The following is a 24,004-nucleotide window of genomic DNA, read 5'->3' on the forward strand; positions in this document are numbered from 1 at the left end:
AGCCGCATGGTTAACGAAAGCGGCGCGCTCGACGGCGTCTTCGCCGCGCTGACTGATCCGACCCGACGAGCGGTCGTCCGCCGACTCGGGGAGGGCCCGTGCAGCGTCAGCGATCTGGCCCGGCAGTTCACCATCAGCCTGCCGTCGTTCATGAAGCACGTGCACACGCTCGAGACCCATGGACTGATCCGGACGGTGAAGTCGGGGAGGGTCCGCACCTGCCACCTCGACCGCCGACGGTTCGCGTTGGTCGAGGACTGGCTCGCCGAGCAGCACCGCGTCTGGGCCGGCCGCACCGACCGCCTGGAGGACTTCGTGACCCGTTCCGACTCTGAAAGCCCTACCCCACCCCTGGAGGACCTGCGATGAATCCCGACCTCGACCTCAGCCTGCAGCGACTGATCCGTGCCCCGCGCTCCACCGTATGGAGTGCGTGGACGGATGCGGCCCGGCTCGCGCAGTGGTTCCTGCCTTCGCCCACGATCGCGCGTGTCGATCGGCTCGAGGTGCGGCCGGGCGGCGCACTGGTCACCTCGATGAGTGACGACGGGACCGTGTTCGTGCCGCACATGGATGCGTGCTTCCTCGTGGTGGAGCCCGGCGAGCGGCTCGTCTTCACCAACGCGCTCGACAGCACGTGGCGGCCCACCGATCCCGCCCCCGTGCCGATGACCGCGGAGATCACCTTCGGCGAGCATCCGGAAGGCACCCAGTACGGCGTACTGGTGCGTCACGGTGACCCGTCGGCGCGGGCCCGCCACGCGGAACTGGGATTCACCGAGGGCTGGGGAGGGGTGACCGCGCAGCTGGCACGACTCGTCGAGACGATTGCGGGGGAGTGAACTCGATTCCCGCACGGCGGACGTGATCGAGCGCTCGTGCGCTCGCGCGACGGGCAGTGGGCGCTACTCGCGCACCATCACGTCGAGGAGTTCGAGCGATTCGTATCGCCCGATCCCGGCGAGGATCGCGGGGTCCGACGCCTCGAGTGCGCTGACGGCCTCGCGGTCGGCGACCCGCACGACGCACATCCCCCAGACGCCGTCCGGGTCTCCCACCGGACTCAGGATGAGGGCCGTGCCGGCCGCGAGGTGCTCGGCCCAATACGCGAAGTGCCGCTCCATGGCGGCGGATTCGTCGGCGGTCATCGTCTCCGCGAAGTCCGCTCGATGCGGGAGGAGTCGCATGAGATACCAGTTCATCGTTCCAGGTGCTCCTTCAGTCCACGCAGGATGGTCGCCCAGCCCTCGTTGAACGCGCCGCCGGCGTAACCGCCCGGGAGGGCACACGCGGCGACGAGTTCCTCGGCGGAGAGTCGATCCCAGCCGCGATGCTCCAGGTCGACGCGCGTCGTGCCGTCGGGCAGTGCGGTGAATCGCAGCTCGACCTCGGTCGGCTGCCCGGTGATGTTCCACGTCATGGTGAACCCGTGAGGCGGTGCCCAGTCGAGCAGGTGACCCCACTCGCGCGACGAGCCGTCGTGCCAGTGCTCGGTCACCGCGCCGCCCGTCCGGTGCTCGACGGTGATGCGGGCGATCCTCTCGCTCCCGCCGTAGGAGAACGGGTCGAGCGGCCACCACTCCGCGAGCCGATCGAGGAACACGTCGAAGGTGCGCTCCCGGTCGGCACGCACGATCGTCGATTGCCGCACCGGGGGACGCGTGAACTGCAGCACGTTGTCGGCGGTCATCGCTCCGCCTCCACGAGAGCGCGACCGCGATCGAGCGCATCCGACCAGATGGCGTCGAGGGCGGCCTGCACCCGGACCATCGCCTCGGGGCGTGCCCGGTACAGCCGCCGGGTGCCGTCGCGCCGCTCCGTCACGAGACCCGCCTCCTTGAGCACCGCGAGGTGCTGACTGACGGCCGACCGGGTGACGTCGAATTCCTCCGCGATGCGGCCGGCGGGCAGCTCCCGTTCGCGCACGAGCCGGAGGATCGAGCGCCGACGCTGCTCCGAGAGCGCCCGCAGCATCCGGTCCGCTTCGTCATCACGAGCGAGGGCAGCCGTCACGCCCACAGGCCGACCGTGTTGCCGTCGGGGTCGGTGAACATCGCGAAGGTGCCGAACCCGTCCGGCAGCTCCGTGGGCTCGACGAGCCGCGCGCCCCCGAGCTGCTCGGCCCGATCGAGGTATGCGGCGAGGTCGTCGACCCGCACGTAGAACTTCACGCCCGTGTCACCCTCGCCCATCGACGGCCGGATGCCGCCCATGAGCGGAATGGGCTCGGACTGCGTGTCGACGAGGGCGTATCCGTCGTCGCCGGGCGCCCCGTCGACCTTCCAGTCGAACAGCTGCTCGTAGAAACGACCGAGCCGCTCGTGATCCGTGCTGACGATCTCGAACATCGCTACCGGCTGACCCATGACCACTCCTTTGTTAGGTGTCGCTTACGTTAGCGTGTCCTGTCGGATGCGACAAGAGGCATTTGCGGGGGAGGGAGCGGCGGTGTCGTGCGATCTACCCTTGACCCATGGATCTCGGACTCACCGGCCGTGTGGCCCTCGTCGTCGGCGGCAGCGGACGCATCGGAATCGCGACCGCCCGCCAGCTGCTCGCGGAGGGGGCGGTCGTCGTGCTCGCCGCCCGCGACCGGGGGCGGCTCGATGCCGCCGCGGCGGAGCTCGGCGCCGACGTGCGGGTCGCCGTCGTGGATACGCGCGACGCCGGCTCGGTCGACACGATGGTGCGGTCGGTCGTCGAGGATCTCGGCCGCATCGACGTGCTCGTCAACACCGCGGCTCCACCGGCCGGCACCCTCGACCCCTCACTGGACCGTGACCCGGCGGCGATCCTCTCAGCCATCGACGGGAAGGCGCTCGGCTACCTGCGCGTCATCGAGGCCGTGCTGCCCGGGATGCTCGAGCGCGGCTGGGGGCGGATCATCAATGTGAGCGGACAGAACGCCCTGCTCAGCACCTCGCTCACCGCGTCCGCCCGCAACAGCGTCGCGAGCATCGCCTCGAAGGTCGTCGCGGATGCTGCAGCCGGCACCGGCGTGACCGTCAACGTCGTCAACCCCGGCCCCGTCGCCGACGAACCGGAGCGCGACCGTGGGATCGGGCAGCCCGGGGGATCGACCTACGTGGAGGTCGCGGCCGCGGTCGTCTACCTCTGTTCGGAACAGGCCGCCGCGATCTCGGGCGAGACGCTCGCGCTCGGACACCGCATTCGCGGGCAGATGGTGCTCTAGAGGCACCGGACGACAGGCGGAAGATACTTCCCGCCACTATCAATCTATAGCGCAGCGGGGGGCTTGCCACAAGACCCCCGTGCGGTCGCAGAATCGTCGACCGTGACTCTCACCATCAGCGCGTTCGACCTGCCCGACCGACTCGCCGCGAAGGCCGATCCGGCCCTCATCTCCCGCGACGCCCAGCACTTCGCCACGATCGCCGACACCCTCCGCGGCGAGATCGCCGCGCTCTCCGACCGTCTCGACGCCGCTCGCCGCCAACCCGGGGGGAGCGGGCAGCAGGCTCTCGAGCGCGATCTCGAGGTGCACCGCCTGACCGCGCGGTTGCGCACTCTGCGGCGCTTCGGACTGGATCTCTGCCTCGGCCGCATCGTGCACGAGGGGGATCCCGATCCGGTGTACATCGGACGGCTGGGACTGACCGACGACGACGGTCGCCGGCTGCTCGTCGACTGGCGCACCCCCGCTGCCGAACCGTTCTTCGCCGCGACCCACGCGGAACCGATGGGGCTCGCCAGCCGCCGGCGGTACCGCTGGGCGCGCGGACGCATCGTGGACTACTGGGACGAGGTGTTCGGCGCGGAACTCCTGGAGGGCGACCCGGTCGCGCGCGCCGCGCTCGACGACCAGTCCGCGTTCATCGCGAGCCTCGGCAGCAGTCGATCGCCGCGGATGCGGGACGTGCTCGGCACGATCCAGGCCGATCAAGATGCCATCATCCGCGCCGACTCCCGTGGCGCGCTCGTCGTCGACGGCGGACCGGGGACCGGGAAGACCGTCGTCGCGTTGCACCGGACCGCCTACCTGCTCTACTCGGACGCGCGATTGCGGCGCGGGGGCGGCGTGCTCTTCGTCGGTCCGCACGAGCCCTATCTCGCCTACGTCGAAGACGTGCTGCCGAGCCTCGGCGAGGAGAGCGTGCAGACGTGCACCCTGCGCGATCTCGTGCCGGAGGGCGCCGCGGCGGCGACCGAGACCGACCCGGCCGTCGCGGCCCTCAAGTCCTCTGGCGACCTGCTGGCCGCCGTCGAGGCCGCGGTGCGGTACTTCGAGCGTCCGCCCACCGTCGGCATGACGGTCGAGACGCCGTGGCGCGACGTGTGGCTCAGCGCGGCGGAGTGGGCCGAGGCGTTCGATGCCGCGGATGCCGGCACCCCGCACAACGAGGCGCGTCAGGACGTGTGGGAGGCGCTGCTCGACATCCTCGTCGACGGCTTCGACGACGAGGAGGTGCCCGCGCACCTCGTGCGGCGCGCTCTCGCGCAGGACGAGGCCCTGTCGGAGGCGTTCGCCCGGGCGTGGCCGTTGCTCGATCCCACGGGCATCGTGCGGGACCTGTGGTCGCTCCCGGAGTTCCTGCACCGGTGTGCGCCGTGGCTCACCGCGCAGCAGGTGCAGTCGCTGCAGCGGGACGACCCGCTCGCCTGGACGATCTCCGACCTGCCCTTCCTCGACGCGGCTCGACTGCGCGCGGGCGATCCGGGTGCGGCGCGACGGGCGCGGGAGCGTGCCGCCGCCATCGCCGCCCGTCAGGAGCAGATGGACCGCGTCGTGGACGATCTCATCGCCGCGGACGATTCCGAGATGAACGTCATGTCGATGTTGCGTGGCCCGGATGCCCGGAACAGCCTCCTCGACGAAGCGGCCCTGCCGGCCGCCGATCCCGACCTGCTCGCGGGACCGTTCGCCCACATCGTCGTCGACGAGGCGCAGGAGCTCACCGACGCCGAGTGGCGGATGCTGCTGTCGCGCTGCCCGTCGCGGAGTTTCACGATCGTCGGGGACCGGGCGCAGGCGCGGCACGGGTTCAGGGAGTCGTGGGAGGAGCGCCTCTCCCACGCCGGGCTGCGCGACATCCGTCTCGCTGCTCTGACGGTGAACTATCGCACTCCCGAGGAGGTGATGGCCGCGGCGGAACCCGTGATCCGCTCGGTGCTCCCCGACGCGAACGTGCCCACGTCCATCCGCCGCAGCGGCATTGCCGTGGCCCACGGACACCTCGGCGACCGCGACGCCGTCATCGAGCGCTGGCTGACCGAGAACGCGGACGGCATCGCGTGCGTGATCGGCGATCCCTCGTTCGTGCCGGCGAACCCGCGCGTGCGGTCGCTCGCACCCGTGAACGCCAAGGGCCTCGAGTTCGACCTCGTCGTGCTGGTCGACCCCGAGTCGTTCGGCGGCGATGTCGAAGGCGCGGTCGACCGGTACGTCGCGATGACCCGTGCGACCCAGCGGCTCGTGATCCTCAGCGGGACCTGACCGCCGGCGACACCTCGGCCCGGTTGCGGCGTCGCGTCATCGCGATCATGAGCGTCGCGTAGGCGATCGCCGCCGCGGCGAGCGCCGCGACGAACGCGGGAGCGGCGACGCGATCCCAGTACAGATCCCCGCCACGGGCGAGCAGGCACACCGAGATGGCGGCGATGCTGACGAGCTGCGCGCCGAAGATCGTGCGGAACGAGCTCCACCGCCCATCCCGCAGCAACAGCACGTCGACCATGCCGGGGAGGATGAGCACGGCGCCGACGATCCGTGCCGTCAGGGGCGTGAGCGGCCACGCCCACACGGGGATCGCCATCTCCGGCGCGAGAAACAGGGCGAGCCCCACCGCGACGGAGAGCAGCCCGACCGCGCCGAAGCCGTACCGGACGACTCGCGGCACCTCGACGTCGCCGGACTCGGATGCGCGCGGGTCGCGCGGGCCGTTGAGCACGATCGCGATCGTCACGAGCACGGGCGTGGTCGCGTACAGCGCGAGCCAGGCGAGGAAGGAGATGTGCCCGTGGTGGAAGCGGTCGAAGTGCAGGAAGGTCGCGACGGCGGCCATCGTCGCGAAGACCAGCACGGCGGGCATGCCCGTCCAGACGCCGTGCCAGCGCGAGCCGCGGAGCACCGCCACGAAGAACCAGATGCCGCCGATGTAGGCGCAGCCGAGCAGCATCGCCGTGAACGGGGGCGCGATGGTCCAGGCGAACAGCTCGTCCGTCGATTCCGAGAAGAGGCAGAGCAGCACGGCCGCGACCAGGAGGAACGGCAGGATGACCGCGGCGAGCACCCGGGTGAAGGGCAGGATGCGGTCATCTCGCGCGGGGGAGCGACGGCGAAGCGCGGTCATCGAGGCGCCTCCGCCAATGCGGTCTCGAGCGCCGCCTCGACGCTCATCGCCCGTCCCTCGACTCGGCTCGCCTCGAACACCTCGGCCGAGTCACCCGCGAGCAGAGCGTCGACGGACTGCTGGTGGAAGGAGAACGACGGCGCGTTGTACAGCCCCTTCTGCTCACGAACCCGTTCGGCCGCCCCGAGCAGCCTCCCCGCGCGAGCGGCGTCCCCCGACGCCGCCGCGATCGCCATGAGGCCCTCGAGGCCGTATGCGACGCCCTCGTCGTGGCCCATCGCCGCAGAGCCCTGCAGGCTCTCCTCGAAGCACACCCGCGCCTCGTCGACGCGTCCGAGGAAGAACTGCGCCCACCCGCGATCGTGGAGCGCGATGGACTGGCCGAGCGCGTCGTGGTGGGAGCGGGACACCGCGAGGCTCTCGTCGAAGCGCGCGAGGGCGTCGGCGACCCGTTGCTGCACCAGTTCCACCCGGCCGAGGGTGACCAGGCTCATCGCCTCGCCCCATCCGTCGCCGGCGTCGCGGAAGAGGTCGAGACTGCGGTGGAGTGCCTCGTCGGCGCCCCGGACGTCGGGGTGCCGGGCGGCGAGCTGGGCGAGGGCGAGCGAGATGAGGGCGAGCGCCTCGCCGGAGGCGTCCCCGTCCGAGCGGAACAGGTCGGCGCTCTCCCGGAAGCCGGGGATGAGCTCGTCGTCGGGGTCCTGCCAGAACGCGATCGCGCGGGTGAAGTACAGCGCGATCGCCCGAGTCCGCGGGGTCAGCGGGTCTCCGGCGTCGAGCACCTCCTGCATCCATGCGCGCACCGCGGCGAGCTGTCCGCCGACCCACCAGTAGACGTAGAGGTCCCAGGCGAAGCGCGCGACGTCGTCCCAGCGCCGTTCGTCGAGCAGGTGACGGACCGCCGCGCGCAGATTCTCGCGATCGTCGGCGAGCCGCGTCACCCATCGCGCCTGGTCTGCGCGTTCGAGTTCGAGTTCGGCGTCCCGCGCGAGCCGCAGGAAAAAGGAGGCGTGCGCGTCGCGCGCCTCGCGGAGGGTGCCGTCTCGCTCGAGTTGGTCGACCGCGTACTCCCGCACGGTCGCGAGCATCGTGAAGAACGCGCGATCGCCGCGGTCGTGCTGCCGGACGAGGCTGCCGTCGACGAGCGCCGCGAGCGCCTCGATCGGATCCACTCCGTCGACGTCCCGGGCCATCCACTCGGCGGCCTCGAGCGAGAAGCCACCCGCGAAGACGCCGAGCCGGGCGAACACCCGCTGCTCCGCCGGAGCGAGGATGCGCGTGCTCCACTCGATCGTCGACCGCAGCGTGCGTTGACGCGCGGGCAGGTCGGCGGATCCGCCGACGAGCACGGCGAGCGCACGGCCGAGCCGCGCCTCGAGCTCTCGCGGCGCCAGCACACGCAGTCGCGCGGCGGCGAGCTCGATCGAGAGCGGAACCCCGTCGAGAGCCGCGACGATGCTCGCGATGGTCGGAAGGTTGGCCTCGGTGAGCTCGAAGTCGGGCTTCACCGCGCGGGCCCGTTCGACGAACAGGGCGATCGAGGGCACCGCGGATGCCGCCGTGACGTCGCCGCGGTGGTGCACGGTGGCGAGGGGGAGCGGCGCCACCGTGACACTGCGTTCCCCGTGCACCCTCAGCAGCACCCGGCTCGTCACCAGGACGGCGATCGAGGGCACCGCCTGCAGCAGTGATACCACGACGGCTGCCGCGTCGACGACCTGCTCGAAGTTGTCGAGGAGCAGCAGTACCCGCCGACCCTGCAGGGCCGTGACGAGCCGTTGCTCGAGCCGGCCGTCGCCGGCGTCGCGCACCCCGAGACTCTGGGCGAGCGCCTCGACCACGCGCGCGGGCTCGCGCACGGGTGCCAGGTCGACGAACGCCACGCCGTCGGGGAACTCGGCCGTGAGCCGGTCGGCCGCCGCGAGGGCGAGCCGCGACTTGCCGATCCCGCCCGGGCCGACGAGGGTCACGAGCCGTTCACGGTCGCGTCCGAGCAGGGTGACGAGATCATCGACCTCCTTCTCGCGCCCGATCAGTCGGGTGAGGGGGATCGGCGGCGCCACGACGCTCGGCGCGTTCACCTGCGGGTCCGGCGTCGACGGTTCCGCGGGGGCGGGCGCCTCGCGGGTGCGGTCGAACCGCTCCGCGAGGAGCACCGCGAGGTCGGCGGTGACCAGCTGCGCGAGCTCCTCCGGTGTCGAGAACGCCTTGTACGACGCCCGGTCGTCGTCCCGGATGCGGCGGAGCAGCGCGTCGAGTCGTTCCTCGCGACGACCACCCTGTTTCAGGTAGATCAATTTGGGCAGATCGGGCGCCAGCCGGTACTCGTCCTCGAGGCCCGAGACGTCCTCGCCGGGCGCGACCCATCCGTACTGTTCCGCGTACAAGCCGACGAAGATGTCGCTCTGGGCGAGGTACGCCCGGTACAGGTCACGCGGCGGATGCGGCCGGGCGCCCAGCTCGAACATGACGGGCGTGAGGGCGAGCCGCTCGATCGCAGCGCGCACGGCGATGCGCTCGGCCGCGAGTTCCCGCAGGGTCGAGCTGACGAACACACGAAGTCGCTGATCAGGTGTTCGAATCGCCGCGACGGCGTTCATGCAGGCAGTCTGGACCCGTCATCGGCCGCAAGTCCAGCATCCGGTGCCGATGGCCCTGGCGACGCGGGGATGCGCGGGCGTAGCATCGCGCTCGAACCGGCCCGACGACGCGCTCGGGACCAGAAGGCACACGACGCGAGGAGGCGGTCGTTGTCATCCGCGCAGCATCCCGTCATCCTCGTCTGCATCGCGGACGAGGCCGCGCGCACGTCCGTGCTCACCCACCTGGAACGTCGGTACGGGAGCGACTACGAGGTGATCGACGAACCGGGGGAGCGGCGGGCTCGGGACCGGCTGCACGCCCTGCGGGTCGCTGAGCGCGAGGTCGCACTCACCATCGGGGACGACGGCGCCGCCTGGTCGGCGCCGGGCGAGCCGCAACCGCTCTTCTCGATCGCGCGCTCGTTGTTTTCCGAGTGCCGGCGAAGCCTGCTCATCGACTGGGGCGCGTGGGCGGGGGAGGGGAGCGCCGACGCGGTGCGGCAACTCATCGCGGGCGGCGTGGTGGACTTCTACGTCGTCGCGCCACGTCACGACCCGGACGAGTCGTTCCATCGGGCGGTCACCGACCTTCTGCAGGACTGGCAGCGGAGCACGGGAAGCGACGGCTCCTCGTACCTGGTGATCGGGTCGCCGCTGGCACCGCGGACCCACGAGCTGCAGTCGTTGCTCACGCGAGGGGGAGTCGCCGTGCACGCGATTCCCCCCGAGTCCGACGCGGCACGGCGGACGCTCGACGAGGCGGGCGTCGCCTATTCGGGAGTACCCCTCGTCCGCACGTACGACGGCACGGTGCTCACCGATCCGCACGATGCCGCCGTGGCGGCCTCCCTCGGGTTGGCGACGACGTTGCCCCGCGAGCCCGTCGACCTCGTGATCGTCGGCGCCGGTCCCGCGGGCCTTGCGGCCGCCGTCTACGCGGCGTCGGAGGGTCTGCGCACGCTCGTGATCGAGAAGGGACCGATCGGCGGGCAGGCGGGCTCGAGCTCGCTCATCCGCAACTATCTCGGGTTCCCACGCGGCACTCCGGGCGCCGACCTCGCGCGGCGCGCCTACCAGCAGGCGTGGGCCTTCGGTGCCCGCTTCGCGCATGCGCGGCGGGTCGACGGGCTGCGGGTGGGGGACGACGGCTTCGCCGTGCACGTCGCCGGATCGCCGGGGGAGGAGGGCGGCGACGACACGGTGCGCGCCTCCGCCGTCGTCGTGGCGACGGGCGTGAGCTATCGGCGCCTGTCGGTGCCCGCCCTCGAGCGGTTCGCCGGGGTCTCGGTGTTCTACGGCGCGACGGCGGTCGAGGCGCGAGCTCAGCGCGGCAAGTCAGTCTGCGTGGTCGGGGGCGGGAACTCCGCGGGGCAGGCCGCCCTGCACCTCAGCCGGTACGCGGCCGCGGTGACGCTCATCGTGCGGGGCGACGGTCTCGCGGCGAGCATGTCGGAGTACCTGATCGCGGAACTCGCGGCGGCGGGCGTGGCCGTCGTCACCCGCTCCCGGGTGGTCGGCGCGGAGGCGGGGGAGACCGACGGCCCGCTCACCGGCGTCGAGTTGGAGCGCGACGACGGCTCACGTCACACCCTCGCGTGCGACGCCCTGTTCATCACGATCGGCGCGCGGCCTCACACCGAGTGGCTTCCCCCGGAGGTCCTCCGCGACCGGTGGGGTTCGGTGTTCACCGGCGCCGACGTCGTGGCCGAGGGCGGTCGACGGGCGTGGCCGCACGACCGCCTGCCCGCCCCGCTCGAGGCATCCGTGCCCGGCATCTTCGCCGTCGGCGACGTGCGGCGCGGATCGGTCAAACGGGTCGCCTCCGCCGTCGGAGAGGGGTCAGTGGTCCTCTCGTCGGTGCACGAGCACCTGGCGCGGCGAGCGGCGGTCCGGCCGACGTAGATCCGCGAGCCGGGAGGGCGTGCGCCCATTCGATCTGACATAATGTGCATTATCGGATACCGCTTCGGCGACCCGGAAGGGGCGCCCGCGCCGCAGAACAGCGCGTCAGCGATTCAGGAAGCGCCGAATCGCCTCCACGGCCGTCGCGTGATCGATCACGTCGGGTTCGCCCGACACGGTGATCGTGCCGACGACGACGTCACCGACGATGATCGGCACCGAGCCGCCGTGCGCCTTGTGCGTCTCGTGGTCGATGTCGAGGTCGGTGAACGGCGTTCCGGCCTCCTCGTGACGACGGCGTACGAGCAGCGACGGCACGCCGAACATGCGCGCCACGGCGGCCTTGCCGGCCAGCCAACGATCGTTCTCCGGTCCGGTCTTGCCGAGTTTCGCTCGGAAGACGAGGTCACCGCCGAGCACGATGTCGACGGCGAGGTTGAGCTCGCGCTCGTCGATGACGCCCACGGCCTCCAGGCCGAGGTCGACCGCCTCGTCGTTGCTCATCGACGGGAATCGCAGGTCGGCGAACTCGAACTCGAGATCGGCGGCGGTGTACACGGGGAGCTCGCTCATGCTCCGATCCTCCCAGAACTGTCGGTGCCGACCGGCACGATGAATCCATGGATTCGAACGTGCATTTCATCACGCTGGCGACCGACGACCTCGAATCGGTGCGCGATTTCTACGTGCGTGGACTCGGGTGGACGGCGCACCTCGACGTGCCGGACGAGATCGTGTTCTTCCAGGTCGCCCCTGGGCTGCTGCTCGCCTTCTTCGACTCGCGCAAGTTCGGCGAGGACACCGGCCGCGCCGCCGTGTCGGTGAGCGGGCTCACCCTCGCCCACAACGTCGACTCCCCCGACGCCGTGGTCGAGACGGTGACTCGGATGCGCGCGGCCGGCGGATCGGTCGTCAAGGAGCCGCAGGCGGGCGCGTTCGGCGGTGTGTTCCACGCGCTCGTGGAGGACCCGAACGGCGTGCTGTGGGAGATCGCCCACAACCCGTCGTGGTCGATCGGTGACGACGGCACCGTGTCGCTCGGCTGAGCCGATTCCGCAGCCCGCCTAACGCTGCAGCACGTTCCGCGCGATCGACACCAGATCCGCCGGTTGCATCGGCTCGTCCGTGGCGTCGAGTTCATCGAGCGTCCACCAGCGCGCGTCGAGCACGTCGACGAGCTCCTCGGGCGTCCAGCCGTCCCGGGACGGCTCGAACGCCGTCGTGCGGTGCAGGAAATAGGTGGCATGGCCGACATCGACGTGACCGTCGGTCCGCTCCATCCGGAATCGCTCCTCGTGCACGACCGGGCCGGGGTCGTCGATCTCCAGCCCGGTCTCCTCGCGCAGCTCGCGGATCGCCGCGGCCGTCACGCTCTCCCCCGGGTCGATGCCGCCACCCGGGGTGATCCATCGTGCGGGTCGATCGACCGCCGCCGGCCACTTCGTCAGCAGCAGGAACAGACGGTCCCGCTCGTCGACGAGCAGCACGCGGGCCGTGGCCCGGAAGACCTCGGCCACTCGGATCAGCGCAGGAAGTCGGCGACGTCCCCGACGTAACGGGTGTTGTTCTCCGGGATGGGCTCGACGGCGGCGAGGGCGACCTCGGCGGCGAACTCCCCCACGTTGTACAGCTTGCCCGCGGACTCCTTGCGGCTCGCGATCGCGCCCGGGTTCGCCCGTTCTAGCAGCGTCGCGGTGATCGTGCCCTCGATCATGTCCCCCGAGACCACGACGAACCCGATCCCCGCCTCGGCGAGCTGCGGCACGAGCTCGCGGAGCGCATCCTCGCCGGCGCGCTTGCTCAGTGCGACCGGCAGGTACTCCGGCATCGTCTCGACGGTGCGGATGAAGTGGGCCTGGTGGCTCGTGACGAACACCACGCGCGAGCCTTCGCCGAGCAGCGGGAGCGCTGCGGCGAGCACCGCGACCTGCGCGTCGCGGTTGAGCTTCATGGCGTAGTCCTCGCCCATGCCCGACTCCATGCCGCCGGACGCGTTGAGCACGAGCAGGTCGAGCCCGCCGAACTGCTCACGAACGCTCTGGAACATCGCCTCGACCGACGCCGGGTCGGTGAGGTCCGCGCCGACCGCGATGGCCTCTCCCCCGTCGGCCTGGATCTGCTGCACGAGCTTCTGCGCCCGCGCCTCCTTGTTGCGGTAGTTCACGACCACCTTCGCGCCCGCCGCGGCGAGGTACTTCGCCGTGTCGGCGCCGATGCCGCGAGAGGAGCCGGTGATGAGCGCGCGCGTGCCGGTGAGCGAGCCGGTTTCGAGAGGATTCACGGTCCCCGACCCTAGCAACTCCCCCGCCGACGGACCCGGTGATACCGTCGAAGGGAGCCCGACCCCGGAAGAGGTGGCCGAGATGCCCGACGTGACCCAATACCTCTGGATCATCTGGTTGGTCTTCGTGGTGGTCTGCGTCATCATCGAGCTGCTGACGCTCGAGTTCACCTTCCTGATGATCGCGACCGGGAGTCTCGGCGGTCTCGCCGCGAACCTGCTCGGCGCGCCGTGGTGGCTGCAGATCCTCGTCGCCCTCGTACTGTCGGTGCTGCTCATCCTGCTCATCCGCCCGGTACTGCTGCGTGCACTCCGCCGAGGCGAGGATCCGACGCCGAGCAACGTCGATGCGCTCCTCGGGATGGGAGGCCGCGTCGCGCGCACCGTCACCGACCTCGGCGGACTCGTGAAGCTCGCCAACGGCGAGACGTGGACGGCCCGCGTCTCCCCCCTCACCGAACACCGCGACCTGCTCGAGGGCGAGCGGGTCGTCGTCACCGCGATCGACGGGTCCACCGCCATCGTCATCCCCGTCGAGAGGAACACCCCATGATCGACCCCGGCGCCTTCATCGGCCAGATCTTCGTGATCGCCCTGCTCGTCGTCCTGGCGATCTTCGTGATCATCGTGCTCATCCGCGCGATCCGCATCATCCCCCAGGCGAACGCCGGCGTGGTCGAACGTCTCGGCAAGTACCACAAGACCCTCATGCCGGGACTCAACATCCTGGTGCCCTTCATCGACCGGGTGCGACCGCTCATCGACATGCGCGAGCAGGTCGTCTCGTTCCCGCCGCAGCCGGTGATCACCGAGGACAACCTCGTCGTCTCGATCGACACGGTCGTGTACTTCCAGGTGACGGATGCGCGGGCGGCGACGTACGAGATTAACAACTACCTCGGTGCCGTCGAACAGCTCACCACGACGACGCTCCGCAACGTCGTCGGTGGACTGAACCTCGAAGAGGCGCTCACGAGCCGCGACGAGATCAACGGGCAGCTGCGCATCGTGCTCGACGAGGCGACCGGCAAGTGGGGCATCCGAGTCGGGCGTGTCGAGCTCAAGGCGATCGACCCGCCCGTCTCGATCCAGGATTCGATGGAGAAGCAGATGCGCGCCGAGCGCGACAAGCGCGCCGCCATCCTCATCTCGGAGGGCACGAAGCAGTCGGCGATCCTCGAGGCCGAGGGTGCCCGGCAGGCGGAGATCCTCCGCGCCGAGGGCCAGGCCCAGGCCGCGGTGCTGCGCTCCCAGGGTGAGGCGCAGGCCATCACGACGGTGTTCAAGGCCATCCACGACGGCAACCCGGACGAGAAGCTGCTCGCCTACCAGTACCTGCAGACGCTGCCGAAGCTCGCCGAGGGCTCCTCGAACAAGCTCTGGATCATCCCGAGCGAGCTCACGGAGGCCGTCAAGGGCATCGGGGAGGGATTCCTGGGTGGCCGCACCACTCCCCCCGCGGACTGACCACCCCTTCTTCTCCGGCACCACCCCGCGCATCCTCGCTCATCGTGGTCTCGCGCTGCGGGTACCGGAGAACACTCTGCCGGCGTTCCGCGCCGCATGGGATGCGGGGGCCCGCTACATCGAGACGGATGTGCACGCCTCGCGTGACGGCGTCGCGATCATCAGCCACGACGCCGACCTGCGCCGCCTCACCAGCCGCCGCGAACGCGTCGCCGAACTGACGGCGCGCGAACTCGCCGCGATCGACCTCGGCGGCAGCGGGTTCTGCACCCTCGCCGAGGCGCTCGAGGCGCTGCCCGACGCCCGCTTCAACATCGACGTGAAGGCGCACGAGGCCGCACGACCGGCCGGCGACGCGATCCGGGCCGCGGGTGCCGAGCACCGTGTGCTCGTGAGCGCGTTCGACGAACGCCGCCGCCGGGCGGCCCTCGCCGCGGCACCCGGGGTGGCCACCTCCGGTTCCTCACTCGTCGTCGCGCGGGCTGTGCTCGCCTGGCGCCTCGGAATGCGGGTCACGCTCGGTCGTGTGCTCGCCGATGTGCACGCCCTGCAGGTGCCCGAGCGCACGTCCGGCATCCGTGTCGTCACCCCGGAGTCGGTGCGGGCGTTCCACGCCGCCGGCGTCGAGGTGCACGTGTGGACGGTGAACGACGTCGCGACGATGCGACGCCTGCTCGAGTGGGGTGTCGACGGGATCGTCACCGACCGCGCGGACCTCGCGATCGACCTCGTCGCCTCCCGCTGAACGCCTCCCCTCCCCCGCCTTCCCCACTGGGAGTCGACTGACAGCGCCGCGCGCCGGGCAGGTTCCACCCAGGTGCGACGTTTATAACTTTCGGAAGCTGCAACGCGAGAAGGAGGCCACACGATGGCGGATCGTAGTTTGCGCGGTATGCGACTCGGGGCTCAGAGCCTGCAGAGCGAAGAGGGTGTCGAGTTCTCGCCGCGGAAGAGAGGCGTCTACCGCACGCCCGACGGGTCGACGTTCGAGGTGATCTTCGCTGCAGATGCGGAGTTGCCGGAGACGTGGGACTCGCCCAAGACGGGACAGTCGGGGCGCCTGGTCGCCGACAACGGCGAGCTGGTGCAGTCGGAACAGGCCGAGGCCAAGGTTCCGCGCACCCACTGGGACATGCTGCTCGAGCGGCGCACGCGCGCCGAGCTCGAGGAACTGCTGCAGGAGCGCTTGGAATACCTGCGTTCCCGTCGCGGTCAGCACAAGATCGGCGCGTAAGCGCGTCACCTGGGCCGTTCAGGGTCGTCTACGGGCGTCCTCGGACGGCCCAAGCCGTGACCCGGACGAGCGCCTCGGCCACGATCCCCGCGTGCATCTTCGAGCGGCCGTCCGCCCGTTCGACGAAGGCGATCGGATGCTCGAGCACGCGTCCTCCGGACAATTCCACGCGCCACGCCATCTCCACCTGGAAGCAGTAACCCTGCGAGGAGACACGGTCGAGTTCGAGCGCCCGCAGCGCGGTCGCCCGGTAGACCCGGAACCCGGCCGTGATGTCGCGGATCCTGCTGCGCAGCACGCGCCGCGCGTACGCATTGCCCAGACGTGAGATGAGTCGACGGGGCCACGGCCAGTTGCGCACCTCACCGCCCGGAACCCAGCGCGAGCCGATCACGAGATCCGCGCCGCGCGCGAGGGCGAGCATCGGCACGAGGTCGACGGGGTCGTGCGATCCGTCCGCGTCGATCTCGACGACGTACTCGTATCCGCGGTCGAACGCGCGGGCGAACCCCTCGAGGTACGCCCGTCCGAGCCCTTGTTTGCCCGGTCGGTGCAGCACCGTGATGGCCGCATCGTCCGCGGCGAGCCGATCGGCGAGACCGCCGGTGCCATCGGGACTCGCGTCGTCGACGATGAGCACATCGGCGTCGGGCACCGCCTGACGTACCCGCCCGACCAGACGCTCGAGGCTCTCGATCTCGTTGTAGGTCGGCACGATCACGAGCGTGTCAGCCACGGACCCTCCCGCCGCGCGAAGCCGAGACGCCGGCGGCGAGACCGAGCAGGCCGAGTCCGCCGAGTACGAGCTCGAGCGCGCCGCCGACGGCGACCGCCGGCGTCACCGTGTCGCGCAACGGCAGCGTCTCGACGATGCGGCCCGCTTCATACGTCGGCAGCTGATCGACGATCGTGCCGTCGGGCAGGATCGCGGCACTCGTGCCGACGGTGGAGATGTTGACGAGCGCACGACCGGTCTCGATGGCCCGGATGCGTGCGATGGCGAGCTGCTGCACGCTCTCGTCGGTGCGGCCGAAGTCGGCGTTGTTGGTCTGCGCGAAGATGATCTGCGCGCCGTCGCGCACGCTCGCGCGCATGAGGGCGTCGTCGACGATGTCGAAGCAGATGTTCACCCCGACGCGTGCCCCCGCGGGCAGTTCGAAGACGGAGTCACGCGTCCCCGGGGTGTACTCCCGGCCGATCATGCCGATCAGATCCGGGGCGAACATCGCCCAGAACTGCCGATCCGGCACGTATTCGCCGAACGGCACGGGGTGCTTCTTGTCGTAGCCATCGACCGCGCGTTCCCCCGGCACCCACAGCAGGGAGGTGTTGAAGTACCGCTCCCCCACCTGCGTGATCGCCCCGGCGATGAGCGGGGCATCCATCCTGGTGGCGACCGTGTCGAAGGCGCGCTCGGCGTATGCGGACCGCAGCGGGTCGAGGTCGGATCCTCCTTCGGGCCACACCACGACGTCGACGTCGTCGCCGTAGAGGGGCCGCGTCGCCTCGATCTGATCGGCCAGGTTGTCGCCCGGTTCGCGGACGTCGAAGTATCCGGCCTTGGCGTTGCCCTGCACGGCGGCGACCGTGAGCTCCCCGTTGTCCGGGGCCGACCACGCCGGCAGCAGCACGAGCAGCGAACCGACCGCGGTGACCGCGGTGACGCGCGCGAGCACCGGCCGGCCGGCCAGCAGCACCGCCTCGATCGCCATCGCCACCGTGAGCAGGAGCAGGAACGACACGCCGGATGCGCCCAGCCAGGCGAAGGCGTCGGAGACCGGGCTCGCCGATTGCGAGAACGCCACCCGTCCCCACGAGAAGCCACCGTACGGCCACGTGGCGGCGATGCCCTCGCGCGCGGTCCAGAGGCCCGCAACCACGAGCGGCACCCACAGCATCCGGGCGAGCGCGCCCGGCCAGGCCGGCGCGACGAAACGGTACGCGAGCGCGATGAGCACCGATCCCGCGGCGAAGAACAACGCCTCGAGGATCGTGAGCGCGAGGTAGGGCACCGGGCCGAGGAAGAGCGTCATCCACCCGACGTGCACGAGGTAGAACGACCAGCCGGCGATGAAGCCGACGAGCGCCGCCCACCGCCACGACGCGCCCCGCAACGCGATGAGCACCATCGCGATGCCGGGGAGGATGAGCGGCCACCACCCGCGATCAGGGAAGGCCGCGTCGAGCACGAATCCGGACCCGGCGGCGAGTGCGAGGCCCAGCCACCGGGGCACCAGGGGCACGACGGCGGGAGTCTCGAGCATCGGCTCGAGCCTAATCGCTCGTCAGGCGACCGAACTGTACGCGACGATGCCGCGCCGGATGGCGTCGAGGGCACGGCGGGCGGTCGACCCGACCGGCTGATCGGCGACCACCGAGAGCTGGTCGAGCAGGTCGATGGTCTGCTTCGTCCAGCGCACGAAGTCGCCCGCGGCGAGATCGGCGAGGCTCAGTACCGTGTCGAGGCTCGCGCCGGTCGCCCAACGGTGCATCGCGAGGGCGAGACCGGTCGAGAGCGGGTCGCTGCCCGGCAGGCGGTGCTCCCGCTCGAGGTCGTCGAGTCGGCTCCACAGGTCCGTCGTCGCGTCGAGGGCCTCGCGGAACGGGCCGCGCGGCAGGTTGCGGTCGTACACCTCCCCCTCGTCGCGGCGTGCCTCGTAGACGATCGTCGCGGCCATCGCGGCGAGAGCCGCGGGGTCGAGCCGATCCCACACCTTCGTGCGCAGGCACTCGGCGACGAGCAGGTCGCGCTCGCCGTAGATGCGGCGCAGCATGCCTCCGTACGGTCCGAGCGAGACGGCTCCGGAATCCTCGCGCACGAGGTACCCGCGCTCGAGCAGCACGTCCGTCACCCGGTCGAAGATCTTCGCCACGACCCCGGTGCGGGAGTTGATCTGGCCGGCGAGCTGGTCGGTCTGCTTCTTCAGTCGGCTCCAGCGTTCGGCCCACCGGGCGTGCTGTTCGCGATCGCTGCAGCCGTGGCACGGGTGCTGGCGGAGCTTGCGCCTCAAGGCGGTGAGCCGGTGCTGGCGCCGGTCCCGCTCCGCGCGGGACTGCACGTCGGCGCGGGCGTGGCCGGATTTCTCGATGTCGGTGAGCTCGCGCCGGATGCTCCAGTACTCCCGGAAGTCCCCGAGATGGCACTGCATCGCCTTCTCGTAGCCCTCGAGCGACTCGCGCTGCGCCCGCACCTTGCGGGCGAGGTCGACGACGGCGCGATCGGCCTGGAACTGGGCGAAGGAGCTCTCGAGGATCTCGCGGGTGCGGTCACGACCGAACTGGTTGATGAGGTTGACGGCCATGTTGTAGCTCGGGCGGAAGCTCGAGTTGAGCGGGTAGCTGCGCCGGCTCGCGAGCGACGCGACACTCTGCGGGTCGAGCCCACCGGACCACTGGATGACGGAGTGGCCCTCGACGTCGATGCCGCGCCGTCCGGCGCGACCGGTGAGCTGGGTGTACTCCCCCGGCGTGATCGGAACGCGGGCCTCGCCGTTGAACTTCTCGAGCTTTTCGAGCACGACCGTTCGCGCCGGCATGTTGATGCCGAGGGCGAGGGTCTCGGTCGCGAAGACGACCTTCACGAGCTTGCGCTGGAAGAGCTCCTCGACGACCTCCTTGAAGGCGGGCAGCAGTCCGGCGTGGTGGGCGGCGACGCCCCGCTCGAGGCCCTCGAGCCACTCCCAGTAGCCGAGCACGGCGAGGTCCTCATCGCGCAGGGTGCGGCAGCGGTCCTCGACGATGGCGCGGATCTCGTCGCGCTCCCAGCCCTCGGTGAGCCGCACTCCGGCGCGCAGCACCTGGCGGACGGCCGAGTCGCAGCCGACTCGGCTGAAGATGAAGAAGATCGCAGGCAGCAGGTTCTTCGACCGCAGCAGCTCGACGATATCGGGACGGTCCATGCGATCCGGCCGCCAGTCCCCGCCCCGCGGCCGGCTCGGTTGCCGCCCGTTCCACCGTCCGGCGTCCCGCGAACTCGACGACCCGGTCAGGCGGACGAGCTCCGGGTTCACGCGATTGGTCGCGGCCTGCCCCGAGGAGTCGAAGAGGTCGACGAGCTTCGACCGCACGAGCACGTGCTGATCGAGCGGCACCGGGCGGTCCTCCGACACGATGACGTCGGTCTCGCCGCGCACCGCCTGCAGCCAGTCGCCGAACTCCTCGGCGTTCGACACCGTCGCGCTCAGGGAGATCAGCCGCACCTTCGACGGCAGGTGGATGATGACCTCCTCCCACACAGCCCCGCGGAACCGGTCGGCGAGATAGTGCACCTCGTCCATGACGACGTAGGTGAGGTCGCGCAGCAGGTCCGAGTCGGCGTAGAGCATGTTGCGCAGCACCTCGGTCGTCATGACGACGATGCGCGCCGAACTGTTGACGTTGGTGTCGCCGGTGAGAAGACCCACCTCCGACGGGCCGTACACGTCGACGAGCTCCCGGTACTTCTGGTTGCTGAGCGCCTTCATCGGCGCCGTGTAGAAGACCTTCGCGGTGGGGTGGAACATCGCGAGGAACACCGCGAACTCGGCGACGATCGTCTTCCCGGCGCCAGTCGGCGCGGCGACGAGCACGCTGCGCCCCTCCTCGAGCACCTCGCACGAGGCACGCTGGAAGGGGTCGAGCGGGAACGACAGCTGACGTTCGAAGGCCTCGAGGCGCGGATGCGCCTGGCGCGACTTCCACGCCGCCATCCGCTCCGCCGGCGACAGTTCGGTGCTCACACCTCCGAGCCTAGGCTCAGGCGGCGAGCGATTCCTCAAGCTGAGCGTTGCGTCGGGAGACGCGGCGGTCGTTGAGCGCCGCGATGCCCGCGGCGATGAAGTAGAGCACGATCATCGGGATCGCGAGCAGGAACATCGACAGCACGTCGGCGGCGGGGGTCGCGATGGCGGTGAAGAGGAAGATCACGAGGATCGCGACGCGCCATCCCTTGAGGATCGCCTTCGCGGACAGCACCCCGACGAAGTTGAGCAGCACGAGGAACACCGGCAGCACGAACGCGATGCCGGTCGCGAGCAGCAGCTTGAGCACGAAGTCGAAGAAGCCCTTCGCGTCGAGGTTCGCGACGTACTCGGGATCGACGAAGCCGAGCATGAGTTCGACGATGTGCGGCATGACGAGCCAGCCCGCCGCGCATCCGGCGAAGAACAGCGGGATCGCGGCGCCGAGGAACGAGATCGCATAGATCTTCTCCTTGCGCACCAGTCCGGGCACGAGGAACGCCCACACCTGGTAGAGCCACACCGGGCACGATGCGACGATGCCGATCGTGAGGGCGATCTGCAGTCGCAGGTCGAACCCGGTCGTCACGTTCTGGAAGTTGAGGTTCGCGTTGCGGTCCCCCGCCTCCGCGAACGCGATGATCGGCTCGGTGATGAGGTCGAGCACCCATTCGGAGACGATGAAGCCCCCGACGGCCGCGACGAGGATCGCGATCGCCGAGATCGTGAGGCGCTTGCGCAGCTCGAGCAGATGCTCGCCGAGCGTCATCCGCCCCTCGTCGTCGCGTCCCCGTTTCTTCTTCCAGCGGGTCGCGGCCACCGTGCTAGGGCTTCGGGCGCGTGCTGTCGTTCGCGCGCGTCGAGGTCTCGGGACGCGCCGCCCGCGGGGCCGCGTCGTCGCGGTACGGGTCGTCGAGGTCGGAGTCGGCCGCGCGCGGGGCCTCGGTCTCGCGTTCCTCGTTCATGGTCTTCACTTCCTTGCGGAAGATGCGCATCGACTGCCCGAGGCTGCGGGCGAGCTGCGGGAGCTTCGGCGCGCCGAACAACAGCAGCACGATGAGCACGATGACGAGCAGGTGCCATCCGGTGAGATTGCCGAGCATGCCGGTCCATCCTTCGTCTGGGGCGCCGCGACGGATCCGCGGTCTCCGTGCGTCCAGTCTACGTCGCGCGTCTGCGGATCGCCCGGTAGATGCGCGGATCGCCTTCGAAGCTCACGAGAGCGTCGGTCGAGCGCCCCGGCAGGTGGATCGCGACGGCGCGACCGGCGAGGTGGCGGGCGGCGCGCGGGTCCGCGCGCACGACGACGGCCTCCCACGACCTGTCGTCGTGGTCGAACCGCACCGCGGTGCGCTCCCGTCCGCTCCAGCGCACGCGCATCGCCCGGCCCGGGCTGCGCACGCCGCGCTCCAGCAGCAGCGCCCGTCGCCGGCGGCGTGCCCGCCCCGTGCCGTACCAGAGCAGCCCGAGGAACAGGATTCCGAGCAGCACCAGCAGGAGGGTCATCGGCCCGCCCCGGTCGTCGGCCGGATCACGAGTCGTAGCGTGCGGCTCCGGCGGCGGCCCACTCCGCGACCGCGTGGCGGGCGGCGGCGGGCTCGACCACCGTGGCGACGCCGGACATGCCCGCGATGAGCCGCTTGAGCCCGTGGTAGTGCGAGACGCGGATGGTGGTGCGGATGCGGCCGCCGACCTCGGTCGACGTGCTGCCCTCGGGCACGTAGTCCGCGAGCAACGGCAGCGCGGCGGGCTCCACGTCGAGGGTCACGAGCAGATCGTCCGGTGAACCCTCGAACAGCGTGTCGGGCAGCGGGATGTCGCCGACGCGGTAGGTGATCGGCTCGTCCGTCACCCGCACCTCGGACATGCGGTCGAGACGGAAGGTGCGCACGGCCCGCCGGAGGTGGCACCAGCCGCGCAGGTACCAGTCCGCATCCGTCGACTCGACCCGCAGCGGGTCGACGCGACGCCGCTCCCGCTCGCCGCGGGAGTTGACGTAGTCGAACTCGAGCTGCACGCCGCGGGCGACCGACTCCCGGATCGGATCGAGCAACGCGCTCGCATCGGAGGCGTCGACGGCGACCTGGCTCGGCTGGGCGGACGCCCCCCGCGAGAGCTTCACCATGAGCGACGCGATGCCGGCGCTGTCGACGTGCTCGGGCAACGACGAGAGGTACTGCAACCCGGCGATGAGCGCGGCCGCCTCGCGAGCGGAGAACCGCGGGGAGTCGTCGATCGCCACCAGGTTGGTGAGCACGATCTGGTCGTTCTCCTCGAAGTCGTCCCAGGCGATGTCGAACAGATCGCTGTGCTGGTACGACGAGGTCTCCCCCGGCACGCCGCTCACCGCGATCAGGCGCACCGCATCCCGGATCTGCTCCTCCGGCACGCCGAAGTGCGCGGCCGTCTCGCGCACGGTGACGCGGTCGTGGTCCATCAGGTAGGGCACGAGGGAGAGCAGGAACGCGAGCTTGTCCTGCGCGTGCATCGGCTTCGCGCGCTCAGCCATGATCCTCCGCCGTCCGCAGCAGGCGGGCCCGTACCGAGTCCCGCAGTTCCGGCGGCGACACCACGAGCACCTCGGGACCGTGGGCGGCGAGCTCGTCGGCGAGCAGCTCCGCGTCGGTGTAGTGCACGATGAGCGCTCCGTCGTCGGTGCGGCGGCTGTCCCGCCGCTTGCTCAGCCGCGTCTCGGCGTCGCTGCCCGGTTCGACCCGCAGCTCCGCGGTGCGGGCCGCCCAGATCTCCTCGAGTTCGTGGCGGGCGCGCTCGGTCGCCTCGGGCGGGTAGGCGGTGTAGCCCTTCGTGGTCACGGTGACCGGGCTCACGATGCGGCGCAGCAGGAAGTTGCGCGTGCCCTCCGCATCGCGGTCGTGGGCGTGCAGCAGCCAACGGCCGCGGTGCTGGATGAGGGCGATCGGCTCGACGGTGCGCCGTCGAGCGTCGCGCTGCCCGGGCTTGAGGTAGTCGAACTGCACGACGACGTGCCGGTCGAGCGCGGAGCGCAGCGGCTCGAACGCGGCGTCGCGGGAGCGCACCCGCGGCAGGTAGGCGAGCACGGGTTCGGCCGCCTGCACGCCGAGCGAGCGCAGTTTGAGCAGGGCACGGCGCGACTCCGACGAGATCGATCCCTCGCGCCACACCATCGCCGCGAGACCGAGCAGTGCCGTCTCCTCCGCCGAGAACGTGATGTCGGCGGGCAGGTCGTACGCGCCCTTCGGGATGCGGTAGCGCAGGTTCTGGTTGTTGCCGGCGTCTCCGGGCGACTCGACGGTCTCGAGCGGCACGCCGAGCTCGCGGATGTCGTCCTTGTCGCGCTCGAACTGACGCTCGAGGTTCGCGTTGTCACCGGCGCGCGAGTAGCGCTGACGGTACCCCTGCACGGTCGAGAGGATCTCGGTCTTCGTCAGCCCGGTCTCGGTCGCGAGGAGCGCGAGCACGAGGCTGAACAGCCGTTCCTCGACGGGAACGCGCGGAATCGCTGCGGCAGGCACGGAATCCATCCTTCG

Annotated in this window: 27 protein-coding genes; 10 read left to right on the forward strand and 17 right to left on the reverse strand. The window is 70.7% G+C overall.

The features are described from left to right. Positions 1-6 precede the first annotated feature (6 nt). Together CLV46_RS08450 and CLV46_RS08455 are read left to right on the forward strand one after the other, a co-directional pair. Positions 7-369, forward strand: coding sequence for an ArsR/SmtB family transcription factor (locus tag CLV46_RS08450; protein ID WP_100364361.1), 363 nt, complete (start codon positions 7-9; stop codon positions 367-369). Beyond that, positions 366-842 carry an SRPBCC domain-containing protein gene (locus CLV46_RS08455; RefSeq protein ID WP_100364362.1) on the forward strand — a complete coding sequence of 159 codons (477 nt, stop codon included), beginning with the start codon at positions 366-368 and terminating at the stop codon, positions 840-842. Before CLV46_RS08450 ends, CLV46_RS08455 begins: the two co-directional genes overlap by 4 nt. Positions 843-905: 63 nt before the next feature. Here the strand turns inward: CLV46_RS08455 and CLV46_RS08460 are convergent, their stop codons facing one another. Genes CLV46_RS08460 through CLV46_RS08475 form a run of 4 tightly spaced genes read right to left on the reverse strand, consistent with a single transcriptional unit; the run spans position 906 to position 2,366 of the window. Further along, the gene (locus tag CLV46_RS08460) at positions 906-1,202 is read right to left on the reverse strand and encodes a YciI family protein (protein WP_100364363.1); all 297 of its coding nucleotides are present in this window, start codon (positions 1,200-1,202) and stop codon (positions 906-908) included. Beyond that, positions 1,199-1,690, reverse strand: a complete 492-nt coding sequence (locus CLV46_RS08465; RefSeq protein WP_100364364.1) for an SRPBCC domain-containing protein — start codon at positions 1,688-1,690, stop codon at positions 1,199-1,201. The genes CLV46_RS08460 and CLV46_RS08465 overlap by 4 nt, the downstream gene beginning before the upstream one ends. Then, positions 1,687-2,013: an ArsR/SmtB family transcription factor gene (locus CLV46_RS08470; RefSeq protein ID WP_245866658.1), complete on the reverse strand. Its 327-nt coding sequence runs from the start codon at positions 2,011-2,013 to the stop codon at positions 1,687-1,689. The genes CLV46_RS08465 and CLV46_RS08470 overlap by 4 nt, the downstream gene beginning before the upstream one ends. Continuing rightward, positions 2,010-2,366: a VOC family protein gene (locus CLV46_RS08475; protein ID WP_100364366.1), complete on the reverse strand. Its 357-nt coding sequence runs from the start codon at positions 2,364-2,366 to the stop codon at positions 2,010-2,012. Before CLV46_RS08475 ends, CLV46_RS08470 begins: the two co-directional genes overlap by 4 nt. Positions 2,367-2,473: 107 nt before the next feature. Here CLV46_RS08475 and CLV46_RS08480 point away from each other — a divergent pair, with 107 nt between their 5' ends. Beyond that, positions 2,474-3,193 (forward strand): SDR family NAD(P)-dependent oxidoreductase, encoded by a 720-nt coding sequence (locus CLV46_RS08480; RefSeq protein ID WP_100364367.1) that lies wholly within the window; start codon positions 2,474-2,476, stop codon positions 3,191-3,193. 102 nt (positions 3,194-3,295) lie between these two features. After that, positions 3,296-5,455, forward strand: coding sequence for an RNA polymerase recycling motor ATPase HelR (gene helR, locus CLV46_RS08485; protein WP_100364368.1), 2,160 nt, complete (start codon positions 3,296-3,298; stop codon positions 5,453-5,455). Here the strand turns inward: helR and CLV46_RS08490 are convergent. Next, positions 5,442-6,311, reverse strand: coding sequence for a hypothetical protein (locus CLV46_RS08490; protein WP_100364369.1), 870 nt, complete (start codon positions 6,309-6,311; stop codon positions 5,442-5,444). The two genes, helR and CLV46_RS08490, sit on opposite strands and share 14 nt — an antisense overlap. Further along, positions 6,308-8,911, reverse strand: a complete 2,604-nt coding sequence (locus tag CLV46_RS08495) for an ATP-binding protein (RefSeq protein WP_100364370.1) — start codon at positions 8,909-8,911, stop codon at positions 6,308-6,310. Before CLV46_RS08495 ends, CLV46_RS08490 begins: the two co-directional genes overlap by 4 nt. Positions 8,912-9,061: 150 nt before the next feature. On the opposite strand from CLV46_RS08495, the gene CLV46_RS08500 reads away from it, so the two are divergent. Next, positions 9,062-10,795 carry an NAD(P)/FAD-dependent oxidoreductase gene (locus tag CLV46_RS08500; protein ID WP_157802276.1) on the forward strand — a complete coding sequence of 578 codons (1,734 nt, stop codon included), beginning with the start codon at positions 9,062-9,064 and terminating at the stop codon, positions 10,793-10,795. A 105-nt stretch (positions 10,796-10,900) separates the two neighbouring features. Here the strand turns inward: CLV46_RS08500 and CLV46_RS08505 are convergent, their stop codons facing one another. Beyond that, the gene (locus tag CLV46_RS08505) at positions 10,901-11,368 is read right to left on the reverse strand and encodes a heme-degrading domain-containing protein (RefSeq protein WP_100364372.1); all 468 of its coding nucleotides are present in this window, start codon (positions 11,366-11,368) and stop codon (positions 10,901-10,903) included. 47 nt (positions 11,369-11,415) lie between these two features. On the opposite strand from CLV46_RS08505, the gene CLV46_RS08510 reads away from it, so the two are divergent. Beyond that, positions 11,416-11,841, forward strand: a complete 426-nt coding sequence (locus CLV46_RS08510; protein WP_100364373.1) for a VOC family protein — start codon at positions 11,416-11,418, stop codon at positions 11,839-11,841. Positions 11,842-11,859: 18 nt separating this feature from the next. Here CLV46_RS08510 and CLV46_RS08515 read toward each other — a convergent pair whose 3' ends face one another. Both CLV46_RS08515 and CLV46_RS08520 read right to left on the reverse strand, forming a co-directional pair. Then, positions 11,860-12,312 carry an NUDIX hydrolase gene (locus CLV46_RS08515; protein WP_245866661.1) on the reverse strand — a complete coding sequence of 151 codons (453 nt, stop codon included), beginning with the start codon at positions 12,310-12,312 and terminating at the stop codon, positions 11,860-11,862. 5 nt (positions 12,313-12,317) lie between these two features. Continuing rightward, positions 12,318-13,076, reverse strand: a complete 759-nt coding sequence (locus CLV46_RS08520; RefSeq protein WP_245866664.1) for an SDR family oxidoreductase — start codon at positions 13,074-13,076, stop codon at positions 12,318-12,320. Positions 13,077-13,158: 82 nt separating this feature from the next. On the opposite strand from CLV46_RS08520, the gene CLV46_RS08525 reads away from it, so the two are divergent. The 4 genes from CLV46_RS08525 (at position 13,159) to CLV46_RS08540 (ending at position 15,777) form a co-directional block, all read left to right on the forward strand. Next, the gene (locus CLV46_RS08525; RefSeq protein WP_100365970.1) at positions 13,159-13,629 is read left to right on the forward strand and encodes an NfeD family protein; all 471 of its coding nucleotides are present in this window, start codon (positions 13,159-13,161) and stop codon (positions 13,627-13,629) included. Next, entirely contained in the window at positions 13,626-14,543 is a 918-nt protein-coding gene (locus tag CLV46_RS08530; protein ID WP_100364375.1) for an SPFH domain-containing protein, read from the forward strand. Before CLV46_RS08525 ends, CLV46_RS08530 begins: the two co-directional genes overlap by 4 nt. Further along, entirely contained in the window at positions 14,515-15,288 is a 774-nt protein-coding gene (locus tag CLV46_RS08535) for a glycerophosphodiester phosphodiesterase family protein (protein ID WP_100364376.1), read from the forward strand. Before CLV46_RS08530 ends, CLV46_RS08535 begins: the two co-directional genes overlap by 29 nt. 123 nt (positions 15,289-15,411) lie before the next feature. Continuing rightward, positions 15,412-15,777 (forward strand): RNA polymerase-binding protein RbpA, encoded by a 366-nt coding sequence (locus CLV46_RS08540; RefSeq protein ID WP_100364377.1) that lies wholly within the window; start codon positions 15,412-15,414, stop codon positions 15,775-15,777. A 28-nt stretch (positions 15,778-15,805) separates the two neighbouring features. On the opposite strand, the gene CLV46_RS08545 is transcribed toward CLV46_RS08540, so the two are convergent. Genes CLV46_RS08545 through CLV46_RS08580 form a run of 8 tightly spaced genes read right to left on the reverse strand, consistent with a single transcriptional unit; the run spans position 15,806 to position 23,989 of the window. Continuing rightward, entirely contained in the window at positions 15,806-16,513 is a 708-nt protein-coding gene (locus CLV46_RS08545; protein WP_100364378.1) for a polyprenol monophosphomannose synthase, read from the reverse strand. Further along, positions 16,506-18,041: an apolipoprotein N-acyltransferase gene (lnt, locus tag CLV46_RS08550; RefSeq protein ID WP_100364379.1), complete on the reverse strand. Its 1,536-nt coding sequence runs from the start codon at positions 18,039-18,041 to the stop codon at positions 16,506-16,508. Before lnt ends, CLV46_RS08545 begins: the two co-directional genes overlap by 8 nt. Before the next feature lie 21 nt (positions 18,042-18,062). Beyond that, positions 18,063-20,465 carry a DEAD/DEAH box helicase gene (locus CLV46_RS08555; protein WP_100365971.1) on the reverse strand — a complete coding sequence of 801 codons (2,403 nt, stop codon included), beginning with the start codon at positions 20,463-20,465 and terminating at the stop codon, positions 18,063-18,065. Between the two features lie 46 nt (positions 20,466-20,511). Then, positions 20,512-21,315, reverse strand: a complete 804-nt coding sequence (gene tatC, locus CLV46_RS08560; protein ID WP_342746109.1) for a twin-arginine translocase subunit TatC — start codon at positions 21,313-21,315, stop codon at positions 20,512-20,514. A 4-nt stretch (positions 21,316-21,319) separates the two neighbouring features. Continuing rightward, complete coding sequence (tatA, locus tag CLV46_RS08565) at positions 21,320-21,598, reverse strand: Sec-independent protein translocase subunit TatA (RefSeq protein WP_100364380.1); 279 nt, start codon at positions 21,596-21,598, stop codon at positions 21,320-21,322. A gap of 58 nt (positions 21,599-21,656) precedes the next feature. Next, entirely contained in the window at positions 21,657-22,001 is a 345-nt protein-coding gene (locus tag CLV46_RS08570; protein ID WP_100364381.1) for a hypothetical protein, read from the reverse strand. 25 nt (positions 22,002-22,026) lie between these two features. Next, positions 22,027-23,004, reverse strand: coding sequence for a helix-turn-helix transcriptional regulator (locus CLV46_RS08575; protein ID WP_100364382.1), 978 nt, complete (start codon positions 23,002-23,004; stop codon positions 22,027-22,029). Beyond that, positions 22,997-23,989: a helix-turn-helix transcriptional regulator gene (locus CLV46_RS08580; protein ID WP_245866666.1), complete on the reverse strand. Its 993-nt coding sequence runs from the start codon at positions 23,987-23,989 to the stop codon at positions 22,997-22,999. Before CLV46_RS08580 ends, CLV46_RS08575 begins: the two co-directional genes overlap by 8 nt. Positions 23,990-24,004 lie beyond the last annotated feature (15 nt).

The organism is Diaminobutyricimonas aerilata (assembly GCF_002797715.1).
Taxonomy (GTDB): domain Bacteria; phylum Actinomycetota; class Actinomycetes; order Actinomycetales; family Microbacteriaceae; genus Diaminobutyricimonas; species Diaminobutyricimonas aerilata.

Coding starts and splice junctions, on each gene's coding strand:
- CLV46_RS08450 (WP_100364361.1), top strand. CDS start 7: ATGGTTAACGAAAGCGGCGCGCTCGACGGCGTCTTCGCCGCGCTGACT.
- CLV46_RS08455 (WP_100364362.1), top strand. CDS start 366: ATGAATCCCGACCTCGACCTCAGCCTGCAGCGACTGATCCGTGCCCCG.
- CLV46_RS08460 (WP_100364363.1), bottom strand. CDS start 1,202: ATGAACTGGTATCTCATGCGACTCCTCCCGCATCGAGCGGACTTCGCG.
- CLV46_RS08465 (WP_100364364.1), bottom strand. CDS start 1,690: ATGACCGCCGACAACGTGCTGCAGTTCACGCGTCCCCCGGTGCGGCAA.
- CLV46_RS08475 (WP_100364366.1), bottom strand. CDS start 2,366: ATGGGTCAGCCGGTAGCGATGTTCGAGATCGTCAGCACGGATCACGAG.
- CLV46_RS08480 (WP_100364367.1), top strand. CDS start 2,474: ATGGATCTCGGACTCACCGGCCGTGTGGCCCTCGTCGTCGGCGGCAGC.
- CLV46_RS08490 (WP_100364369.1), bottom strand. CDS start 6,311: ATGACCGCGCTTCGCCGTCGCTCCCCCGCGCGAGATGACCGCATCCTG.
- CLV46_RS08495 (WP_100364370.1), bottom strand. CDS start 8,911: ATGAACGCCGTCGCGGCGATTCGAACACCTGATCAGCGACTTCGTGTG.
- CLV46_RS08505 (WP_100364372.1), bottom strand. CDS start 11,368: ATGAGCGAGCTCCCCGTGTACACCGCCGCCGATCTCGAGTTCGAGTTC.
- CLV46_RS08510 (WP_100364373.1), top strand. CDS start 11,416: ATGGATTCGAACGTGCATTTCATCACGCTGGCGACCGACGACCTCGAA.
- CLV46_RS08525 (WP_100365970.1), top strand. CDS start 13,159: ATGCCCGACGTGACCCAATACCTCTGGATCATCTGGTTGGTCTTCGTG.
- CLV46_RS08530 (WP_100364375.1), top strand. CDS start 13,626: ATGATCGACCCCGGCGCCTTCATCGGCCAGATCTTCGTGATCGCCCTG.
- CLV46_RS08540 (WP_100364377.1), top strand. CDS start 15,412: ATGGCGGATCGTAGTTTGCGCGGTATGCGACTCGGGGCTCAGAGCCTG.
- lnt (WP_100364379.1), bottom strand. CDS start 18,041: ATGCTCGAGACTCCCGCCGTCGTGCCCCTGGTGCCCCGGTGGCTGGGC.
- CLV46_RS08555 (WP_100365971.1), bottom strand. CDS start 20,465: ATGGCGGCGTGGAAGTCGCGCCAGGCGCATCCGCGCCTCGAGGCCTTC.
- tatA (WP_100364380.1), bottom strand. CDS start 21,598: ATGCTCGGCAATCTCACCGGATGGCACCTGCTCGTCATCGTGCTCATC.
- CLV46_RS08570 (WP_100364381.1), bottom strand. CDS start 22,001: ATGACCCTCCTGCTGGTGCTGCTCGGAATCCTGTTCCTCGGGCTGCTC.
- CLV46_RS08575 (WP_100364382.1), bottom strand. CDS start 23,004: ATGGCTGAGCGCGCGAAGCCGATGCACGCGCAGGACAAGCTCGCGTTC.